The following is a 6,299-nucleotide window of genomic DNA, read 5'->3' on the forward strand; positions in this document are numbered from 1 at the left end:
GCCGACGACGATCAGCACTCCAGCCTGGGTCCACAGCGGGGCGTCCGAGACGTCGTTCAGCGCGATGGTCATGATCTCGGCCGACAGGATCAGGTCGGTGCGCACGGCGCCCGCGACGGTCGTGGCCTCCAGATGGGCGGCGTCGCCCTCGACGGGCGTATCTTCGCCATGGCCGCCGCCGAACATCTCCATCAGCTTTTCGGCACCCTCGAAACAGAGGTAGGCCCCGCCGCACATCAGCAGCGGCGTGATGGCCCATGGCGCGAAGGCGGTCAGCAACAGGGCGACGGGCAGGATCAGCAGCAGCTTGTTGCGGATCGAGCCGATGGCGATCTTGCCGATGATCGGCAGCTCGCGGCTGGGCGACAGGCCGGTGACGTATTTCGGCGTGACCGCCGCGTCGTCGACCACGACCCCCGCCGCCTTGACCCCGGCCTTGCCCGCCGCGGCGCCGACATCGTCGATCGACGCCGCCGCAAGCTTGGCGATCCCCGCCACATCGTCGAGCAGGGCGATAAGTCCGGAGGGCATGGGCGCGGTCACAGGTGAGAAGGGGAGGCCGCAGGGGTACGGCAGGCGAGGGCGCGTGTCGATCCGGGCTCCCTTCGATGCGGCGCCCAAAAACACATAAAGATATCCTTATATGTTTCTTGACTTTGCCCCGACGCCCGGCATTGTAGCGCCTGTCGTGGTCTGCGCGTCGTCTTAGGGCGGCGCGGAGCTAAGAGGGAAGCCGGTGCGACGCCGGCGCTGCCCCCGCAACTGTAAGCGGCGAGCCGAAGGTCCATCACGTGTCACTGGGGGTTCGCTCCCGGGAAGGCCGGACCCGAAGCCGTGACCCGTGAGCCAGGAGACCTGCCCCGACAGATAACGTCCTCCGGCGGGGTGTCCGGTCAGGTCGCCTGTACGCCGCCGGACCGTTTCCGCGCGGGCGTTCGCGCGTCCCTGCCCGAAGCCTTGCCACCAGCAAAGGCTTCGCATCATGACCGCCCGTCTCCCCGTCCAGGTCGCCACCCTCGGCTTTCCCCGCATCGGCCCGAAGCGCGAACTCAAGACCGCGCTTGAGCAGCATTGGTCCGGCCGGATCGACGACAAGGCCCTGCTGGCCGCCGCCGCCGAGCTGCGCGGCCAGGCCTGGCGACGCCAGCGCGATCTGGGCGCCGATATCGTCCCGTCCAATGACTTCTCGCTCTACGACCATGTGCTGGATGCGACCGCCATGGTCGGCGCCGTGCCGGACATCTACGGCTGGAGCGGCGAGCGGGTCGGGCTGGAGACCTATTTCGCCATGGCGCGCGGATCGCAGGGGCAGGGCGAGGCCGCTTGCGCCCACGGTCAGTCGCACGGCGGCGACGGGGTTCCCGCCGCCGAGATGACCAAGTGGTTCGACACCAACTACCACTATCTGGTGCCCGAGTTTACGGCGGACCAAGCCTTCCGGCTGGGCTCGACCAAGGCGCTGCACGAGTATCTGGAGGCCAAGGAACAGGGGATCGAGACCCGGCCGGTGCTGCTGGGACCGGTCAGCTATCTGTTGCTGGGCAAGGCGCGGGCCGTCTCGAGCGGCGCGGCGGCGAACGACGCGGGCTTCGACCCGCTGACCCTGCTGCCCAGGCTGCTATCGGTCTACGCGGAGGTGCTGCGGTCGTTGGCGCGGGCGGGGGCGACCTGGGTGCAGATCGACGAGCCCTGCCTGGTCACCGACCTGAGCGATGCGGCGCGCGAGGCCTATGCCCACGCCTACGCCGTGCTGAGCGACGTGACCCCGCCGATCAAGCTGATGCTGACGACTTGGTTCGGCGCGATCGGCGACAATCTGGAAACGGTGCTGGCCTTGCCGGTGCACGGCCTGCACGTCGATCTGGTCCGCGCGCCGGAGCAGCTGGACGCCGTCGTCGCGCGGGCGCGGCCGGACCTTGTCCTGTCGCTGGGGGTGCTGGACGGGCGCAACGTCTGGAAGGCCGACCTGAACGCCGTGCTGGACCGGATCGAACCGGTGGTCGCGGCGGGCCGTCAGGTGATCATCGCCCCCTCATGCAGCCTGTTGCACACCCCGATCGATCTGGAGCGCGAGACCGCGCTGGACGCCGAGGTGAAGGACTGGCTGGCCTTCGCGGTGCAGAAGATCGCCGAGCTGGCGGCGCTGGCGAAGGCCCTGAACGAGGGGCGCGACGCGGTGCGTGAGACCCTGGACGCCTCGACCGCCTCGGTGGCTTCGCGCCGGGTCTCGCGGCGCATCAACGATGCGGCGGTGCAGGCCCGGGCCGCCGAGCGCGACCCCGACCTGAGCCGGCGCACGGCCTCGTTCGAGGTGCGCCGCCTGCTGCAGGACGCCCGCCTGGGCCTGCCCGACTGGCCGACGACCACCATCGGCTCCTTCCCCCAGACCCCCGAGGTTCGAAAGGCCCGCGCCGACCACGGCAAGGGCGTCCTCGACGACGGGGCCTACGAACAGTTCCTGCGCGAGGAGACCGCCCGCACGGTCAGATGGCAGGAGGAGATCGGCCTGGACGTGCTGGTCCACGGCGAGTTCGAGCGCAACGACATGGTCCAGTATTTCGGGGAGCAGTTGTCGGGCTTCGTCTTCACCAAGGCGGCGTGGGTGCAGTCCTACGGCTCGCGCTGCGTCCGCCCGCCGATCCTCTACGGCGACGTGTCGCGGCCGAAGGCCATGACGGTGGAGTGGTGGCGCTACGCCCAGTCCCTGACCGAGCGGCCGATGAAGGGGATGCTGACCGGTCCTGTGACGATCCTGAACTGGTCCTTCGTGCGCGACGACCAGCCGCGCAGCGAGACCTGCCGCCAGATCGCCTTCGCGATCCGGGACGAGGTGGTCGACCTGGAGACCGCCGGCGCCCCCATCATCCAGATCGACGAGGCCGCTTTGCGCGAGGGCCTGCCGCTGCGCCGCGCCGACTGGCAGGCCTATCTGGACTGGGCGGTCGAGGGCTTCCGCATCGCCGCCTCGGGGGTGCGGGACGAGACCCAGATCCACACCCACATGTGCTATTCAGAGTTCAACGACATCATCCGGTCGATCGGCGCCATGGACGCCGACGTCATCTCCATCGAGACCTCGCGCTCGAAGATGGAGCTGCTCGACGCCTTCTCCGGCTATCGCTATCCGGCCGGGATCGGGCCGGGCGTCTACGACATCCATTCGCCGCGCGTGCCGGCGGTGGAGGAGATGACGGCCCTGCTGAAGGCCGCGGCCGCCAAGCTGCCCGTCGGCCAGCTGTGGGTGAATCCGGACTGCGGGCTGAAGACCCGCCAGTGGCCCGAGACCGAGGCCGCCCTGCGCAACATGGTAGCGGCGGCGAAAGCGGTGCGGGCATGACCGTTCGCCTGATCGACATGGTGTTCCCCGGGGACGCCAACCACCACGGCACCCTGTTCGGGGGCGTCGGGCTGGCGCACCTGGACAAGGTCGCCTTCCTGGCCGCCAGCCGCCATGCGCGGCGGGCGGTGGTGACGGCCGGGTGCGAGCGGATCGACTTCGCCGCCCCCGCCCGCATCGGGGAGATGGTGGAGGCCGCGGGCCGGGTCGTGCGCACGGGCCGGTCGTCGCTGGGCGTGGAGGTCGAGCTTCACGCCGAGGCCCTGCTGACCGGCGAGCGGCGGCTGTGCACGCGCGGCCTGTTCAACATGGTCGCCCTGCGCGGCGACGGAGACGAGACGCCGCTGTCGCCGGTCCAGGACGAGGCGGAGGAGGCCGATGGCTGGCTGCGAACGGTGGAAATGGTGTTCCCCGGCACGACCAACCACTACGGCACCCTGTTCGGCGGCGACGCCCTGAAGCTGATGGGCAAGGCGGCGTTCGTCACCGCGACGCGGTCCGCCCGCGCCGTGGTGGTGATGGCCGCCACCAACCGCATCGACTTCAGGGCCCCGATCGACGGCGGCGACATGATCGAACTGGTCTCGCGGGTGAAGATGACGGGGCGCAGCTCGCTGGCCGTCGAGGTTCAGCTGTGGGCCGAGGGGCTGGTGAGCGGCGACCGGCGCCACTCGGCCACGGCGGAGTTCATCATGGTCGCCGTCGACCGGACGGGGATACCGACGCCGGTGTCCTGAGGCTCAGGCGGTCCAGAAGCCATTGCGCCGCCGCGGCGGCCCCGTCGCTCCGGACTTCGCCTGCGAGCGCCGCAGCCCGCGCTGTCGTTTCGGGCCGCAGCGCCGCGTCCAACGCCGTCGTCAGCGTCTCGACCGTGGGCGTCGGGCCCTCGTGCGCCACGCCGACGCCCAGGCCGGCGACCCGGGCGGCCCAGTAGGGCTGATCGACGAGCTGGGGGACGATGACCTGCGGCGCTCCGGCGCGGGCGGCGGCGGTCGTGGTGCCCGCCCCGCCGTGGTGGATGACGGCGGCGACGCGGGAGAAGAGGGCCTGCTGATTGATGTCGCCGACCCGGAAACAGTCGGCTCCGTCGTCGGGCAGGGCGAAGCCGGCCCAGCCGCCGGCCAGAACCACGCGGCGGCCATGGGCGCGGGCGGCGGTGACGGCGGCCCGCGCCGCGTCCTGCGAGGCGGCCATGCTCATGCTGCCGAAGCCGACATAGACAGGCGGCGCGCCGGCCTCGAGAAAGTCGTCCAGCCCCTCCGGCAGCGGGCGCGGGTCCGGCAGGATCCAGGCGCCGGTCTGGACGGCGTCGCACAGGTCGGTCGGCGCCCAGGGCCACAGGGCCGGGTCCGAGGCCAGGAGCGGGCGATCAGAGAAGACCTGGTCGCGGACATTGTCGGTCGGCGACAGGCCGACGGAGGCGCGCAGACCGTTCACCGCCTCGCCGAACAGCGCGTTCATGACGCCGATGTTGAGGTCCCACAGCGCGCGGTTATCGGTCACCTCCGGCGGGTGGGGATGGCCGGGATAGGGGAAGGGGGCGTGATGCTCGGACGGCAGGATCAGGGGGCAGAAGGAGACGTGGGCGTAGGCCGCGCCCTTCTGCTCGGCCACGGCCTGCGAGGCCGCGCAGGACGGCATCAGGCCGGTCGCCACGATCAGGTCGCAACCCTCGGCCGCCCTGGAGATCGCGCCCAGCTGGGCGAAGGCCATTTCGGCCGCGCGTTTGGGCAGGTCCACCGGCGGCTTGCCGGCGACGGCGATCCAGTCGCGGATACCCATGAAGGCCGGGACGAATGGCACGCCGGCGCGGGCCAGCAGGTCGATGAACTCCTGATCGGGCGGGGCGCAGACCACCGCTTCCGCGCCTTGCGCCTGAAGCGCCGCGGCCAGCGCCGCCCTCGGCTCGACGTCGCCGCGCGATCCATAGGTCGTCAGCAGAATACGCATTCGGTCACCCTCCATTCCGAGGGTTCCGGACTCTGCGCATAAAAGCCGGCGCGCCAAGCCTTGAACGAAACTGTTTCGTGCCCACTTCCAGTCCAACTGGACGGTCAGTCGGGCAACCGAAGCGCCTTCCACTTCAACACAGCCGGAAGTCGGGTCCCCTCCGCCCAGGCCGTGAACGCTCCCAGGATGTCCTCGAATTCCAGAACTGTCTGGCCGCCTTCCGTCTCCGCGCGGAAGTGGCGATCCGCGCCGCCGTCGCGGCGCTCGAGCGTGAAGCCGCCGTCGGTCCAGCGGGTCTGGATGTAGTCCTCGGGGGCCGCCTCAAGGATCAGGATGTCGTTCGGGCCGGTTTCGGAAAGCGCCTCCTGCAACTCGGCCGCGGAGATCACACCGGTCCGCGTCGTCTCGTTGACGATCAGGGTCAGCGTCCGGAGCGGAGCGGTTGCAGACGGCGTTCGCCTGGACGGCGCCGTCGCATTGCGCACGAAGCGGACCAGAGGGTCGGCCTCAACATGCATCGCGTTCCGTAGCCAGACGCCCAACAGCCACAGGGGGATGAAGATCGCGGCCATGAACGGGATAGACCGCAGGGCTTCGGTTGCATCCCGTCCAGTGAGAAGCGCCACGAGCGGGACGAACAGGAAGGCTACGCCGATCAGGGTCACGCCAATGACTCCGTTCAGGTCGGAGCCCGCGCGGCCGGTGATCCGGGCGCCCGAGGGGTCGGAGGAAATCCAGCCGATGAGCATGGGGCCTCGGGTTATGCCCGTCCACCACAGGCAGACCAGGGAGCCGAGGATCCAGCCGCGGGCGCCGTTCTTCTGTTCGAACCAGCCCTTCGCCCGGCGGCGAATGCGGGCCTTGGCCTCGTCCGGCGAGAGGGGCGACAGGATCTCGAACGGATAGCCGAACGGTTGCAACGCCATGAACTTTCCCGACCTTCCGCGCTCGCCGGGAGTCTTGTCGGGCCCGCCGGTCCGCGCAAGACAGGGCAAACAAAAAGGCCCGGGAT

5 protein-coding genes and 1 riboswitch are annotated in these 6,299 nt (G+C 70.1%); of the genes, 2 read left to right on the forward strand and 3 right to left on the reverse strand.

The window, feature by feature from the left end; genetic code table 11:
- A partial coding sequence (locus tag Q0C81_RS14460) for a DUF808 family protein (RefSeq protein WP_291839369.1) occupies positions 1 to 531 on the reverse strand: 531 nt, incomplete at its 3' end.
- A 141-nt stretch (positions 532 to 672) separates the two neighbouring features.
- Positions 673 to 878: riboswitch (cobalamin riboswitch) on the forward strand.
- A gap of 104 nt (positions 879 to 982) precedes the next feature.
- On the opposite strand from Q0C81_RS14460, the gene metE reads away from it, so the two are divergent.
- Together metE and Q0C81_RS14470 are read left to right on the forward strand one after the other, a co-directional pair.
- Positions 983 to 3,337 (forward strand): 5-methyltetrahydropteroyltriglutamate--homocysteine S-methyltransferase, encoded by a 2,355-nt coding sequence (metE, locus tag Q0C81_RS14465; RefSeq protein ID WP_291839372.1) that lies wholly within the window; start codon positions 983 to 985, stop codon positions 3,335 to 3,337.
- Positions 3,334 to 4,074 carry an acyl-CoA thioesterase gene (locus Q0C81_RS14470; RefSeq protein WP_291839374.1) on the forward strand — a complete coding sequence of 247 codons (741 nt, stop codon included), beginning with the start codon at positions 3,334 to 3,336 and terminating at the stop codon, positions 4,072 to 4,074. The genes metE and Q0C81_RS14470 overlap by 4 nt, the downstream gene beginning before the upstream one ends.
- On the opposite strand, the gene Q0C81_RS14475 is transcribed toward Q0C81_RS14470, so the two are convergent.
- Complete coding sequence (locus tag Q0C81_RS14475) at positions 4,028 to 5,287, reverse strand: glycosyltransferase (RefSeq protein WP_291839377.1); 1,260 nt, start codon at positions 5,285 to 5,287, stop codon at positions 4,028 to 4,030. The two genes, Q0C81_RS14470 and Q0C81_RS14475, sit on opposite strands and share 47 nt — an antisense overlap.
- A gap of 104 nt (positions 5,288 to 5,391) precedes the next feature.
- The gene (locus Q0C81_RS14480; protein WP_291839380.1) at positions 5,392 to 6,213 is read right to left on the reverse strand and encodes a hypothetical protein; all 822 of its coding nucleotides are present in this window, start codon (positions 6,211 to 6,213) and stop codon (positions 5,392 to 5,394) included.
- Between the last annotated feature and the right edge of the window lie 86 nt (positions 6,214 to 6,299).

Origin of the sequence: Brevundimonas sp. (assembly GCF_023259385.1) — a bacterium.
GTDB lineage: Bacteria > Pseudomonadota > Alphaproteobacteria > Caulobacterales > Caulobacteraceae > Brevundimonas.

Excerpts from the sequence above, each read along its gene's own strand:
- Q0C81_RS14470 (WP_291839374.1), top strand. The coding sequence starts at position 3,334 with ATGACCGTTCGCCTGATCGACATGGTGTTCCCCGGGGACGCCAACCAC.
- Q0C81_RS14480 (WP_291839380.1), bottom strand. The coding sequence starts at position 6,213 with ATGGCGTTGCAACCGTTCGGCTATCCGTTCGAGATCCTGTCGCCCCTC.
- metE (WP_291839372.1), top strand. The coding sequence starts at position 983 with ATGACCGCCCGTCTCCCCGTCCAGGTCGCCACCCTCGGCTTTCCCCGC.
- Q0C81_RS14475 (WP_291839377.1), bottom strand. The coding sequence starts at position 5,287 with ATGCGTATTCTGCTGACGACCTATGGATCGCGCGGCGACGTCGAGCCG.